Origin of the sequence: Frankia sp. AgB32, from assembly GCF_023243045.1 — a bacterium.
Taxonomy (GTDB): domain Bacteria; phylum Actinomycetota; class Actinomycetes; order Frankiales; family Frankiaceae; genus Frankia.
Genome location: NZ_JALKFX010000139.1, coordinates 1 through 2,950, shown reverse-complemented (window position 1 = coordinate 2,950; position 2,950 = coordinate 1). Strand labels below are relative to the sequence as shown.

Annotated in this window: 1 protein-coding gene; it reads left to right on the top strand. The window is 78.4% G+C overall.

Annotation, left to right across the window (positions count from 1 at the left end; all coding sequences use genetic code 11):
- A partial coding sequence (locus MXD60_RS26010; RefSeq protein WP_248822314.1) for a type I polyketide synthase occupies positions 1-2,811 on the top strand: 2,811 nt, incomplete at its 5' end.
- Between the last annotated feature and the right edge of the window lie 139 nt (positions 2,812-2,950).

Genomic DNA, 2,950 nt, shown 5'->3' with positions numbered 1-2,950 from the left:
CGGCATCAGCCGCAGGAGACCCTCGTGGGTGACGGCCTCGGCCTGGTCCCACGCGGGCCGCGCACGAGGGTCGGGGGGGGGGGGGGCGCCCCCCCCCCCCCCGGGGCCGCCCCGGCACTGGTCAGCCGCCTCGGCTGGATCATCGAACGCCTCGGTGGGATCCCGACGCCGATCGTGCTCGACCGGGCCGACCGCGACGCCATCGCGCAACGACTGGCCGACGGGCTGCTCGGCGGGGGCACGCCGGTCGGCGGGCTGGTCTCACTGCTCGCCCTCGACGACACCCCCCACCCGGATCATCCGGTCCTCACCACCGGACTCGCGCTCACCGTCACCCTCGCGCAGGCCCTGGCCGACCTGCGCATCGACACCCCCCTGTGGCTGCTGACCCGCGGCGCGGTCGCGGCCGGCGAGGACGACCGGATCACCCGACCCGACCAGGCGATGACCTGGGGACTGGGCCGGACCCTCGCCCTGGAGTCCCCGCATGCCTGGGGCGGCCTCATCGACCTGCCCGCCGACCTGACGGGCGGGTCGCCACCCGACGACCAGTCGCTGCTCTGGCTCGGCGTCGCCCTGACCGGCGTCGGTGGCGAGGACCAGTTCGCCGCCCGCCCGGGGGGCCTACGGGTGCCCCGGCTGCTGCCCGCCGGCCCGCCCGATCGAACCACGGGCCCCGCGGCGGCCCCGTGGCGCCCGGCGGGCACCGTACTGATCACCGGTGGCACCGGCGCCGTCGGCGCGCACCTCGCCCGCCACCTGGCCCGCCTCGGCGCCCGCCGGCTGGTGCTGGCCAGCCGGCGCGGACCGGCCGCCCCCGGCGCGCAGGCACTGGTCGACGACCTCGCCGCGCTCGGCACCCCCGCCACCGTCGAAGCCTGCGACGTCGCCGACGACGCCGCCCTGACCGCGCTGCTGCGCCGCCAGGCCGAGCGCGGCGAACCGGTCACCGCGGCCGTGCACGCCGCCGGCGTCGCCGGAGTGACCATGGCGCTGTCCCGGCTGAGCCTCGCCGCCGTCGCCGACGTCCTCGCCGGCAAGGTCGCCGGCGCCGCCGCCCTCGACCGCGTCCTGGACACCCCGGACGGCGCCACCCTCACCGACGTCGTCCTGCTCTCGTCCATCGCCGGGGTGTGGGGCAGCGGCGACCAGGCCGCCTACAGCGCCGCCAACGCCTACCTCGACGCCCTCGCCGACCCCGGCGACCGGCGCCGCCCGACGGCCCGGCCCGGCGGGCCCGCGCGGGTGACCACGGTCGCCTTCGGCCCCTGGTCCGACGGGGGGATGGGCGACGAACCGGCACTGCGCGACCATCTGCTCCGCCGCGGACTGCGCCCCCTGCGCCCACACCTCGCCGCGCAGGCCCTGACCGGCGCCGTCGCCGCCGGGGAGACGACCCTGACCGTCGTCGACGTCGACTGGGCCCGCCTGCTGCCGGCGATGACCGCCGCCCGACCGGCCCGGTTCTTCGAGGCCCTGCCCGACCCGGCGAGTGAGCGGACCGGGGCCGGCGCCGGGGCCGGGGCGGCCCCGCGCGAGGCGGCGGAGCTGCCCGCCGCGGCGACCCCGCCGCGTGGACCGGCGCTGGTCGCGCTGGTCCACGCGCAGGCGGCGGCGATCCTCGGCCACGACACGCCCGCAGACCTGGACCCGGCGCGACGATTCCTCGAACTGGGCTTCGACTCGCTGGCCTCGGTGGAGCTGCGCCGGCGCCGGACGGCGGCGCCCGGGCTGACCCTGAGCCCGCAGGTCGTGTTCGAACATCCGACCGTCGTCGACCTCGCCGAGCATCTCGACGCCCTCGCCGCCGAGCACGCCGCCGCGTCCACCCAGCCGGTGCTGGCCTCGCCGAGCACCACCACGGTCGTGCTCGCGGGCGCCGGCGCGGCGGCGGCGCAGGAACTCGGCGTCGGCGCGCGGGGCCTCTACCGGCAGGCATGCCTACAGGGGAAGTTCACCGACGGTGTCGGCGTGCTGCGCGCCGTGGCCCGGCTGCGGCCGGTGTTCACCACCCTGGCCGAGTTCGGCGCCCCGCCGCGCCCGGTGCGCCTGGCCACCGGACCGGCGCGGCTGCCGCTGGTGTGCCTGCCGTCGATGGTGGCGCCGTCCGGGCCGCACAACTTCGCGCGTCTCGCCCTGCACCTGCACGGCCACCGCGACGTCCACGCACTGGCGCACCCCGGGTTCGGGGACGGCGAACTGCTGCCGGCCAGCGCCGAGCTGGTCGTCGCGATGCACGCCGACACCATCGCCCGGGTGTTCGCGATCACCCCGGTGGTGCTCGCCGGCTACTCCTCCGGCGGCTGGCTGGCGCACGCGATCGCCGCCGAGCTCGAGGACCGCGGGATCGCACCGGCCGCGGTGGTGCTGCTCGACACCTGGCTGCCCACCGACCGCATCCCCGAGGAGGACATCCACGAGGAGCTGCGCGGCATCGCCGTCAACGACCAGGCGTTCGCCCTGATGACCGAGGCCCAGGTCACCGCGCAGGGTGCCTACCTGGACCTGTTCGAATCCTGGCGGCCCCGACCGGTGGCGACACCGGTCACCCTGCTGCGGGCCACCGAGCGGATGCCCCGCCACGACACCGACCGTGCCAGCACCGACCGTGCCAGCACCGACCGGCCCGGCGCGGCCGGCACGGACGCTGGCCCCGACGTGGTCGCGGAGGCGGACTGGGACATGCCGCATGACACCCTGCACGTGGCCGGCGACCACCAGTCGATGATGCACGAGCACGCCGCCGCCACCGCCCGCGACCTGCACCGCTGGCTTCGGCACCGCGAACAGGCAGTGCCCGCCGGCTCCTGACGGGCGGGCGTCCCGAAGGTGAGTGTGTGGTGGGGGGGGGGGGGGGGGGCCGCCCCCCCCCCCCCCCCCCCCCCCCCCCCCCCCCGGCGGGGGGCGGGGGGGGGGCCGGCGGGGGGGGGGGGGGGGGGCGGGCCGGGGG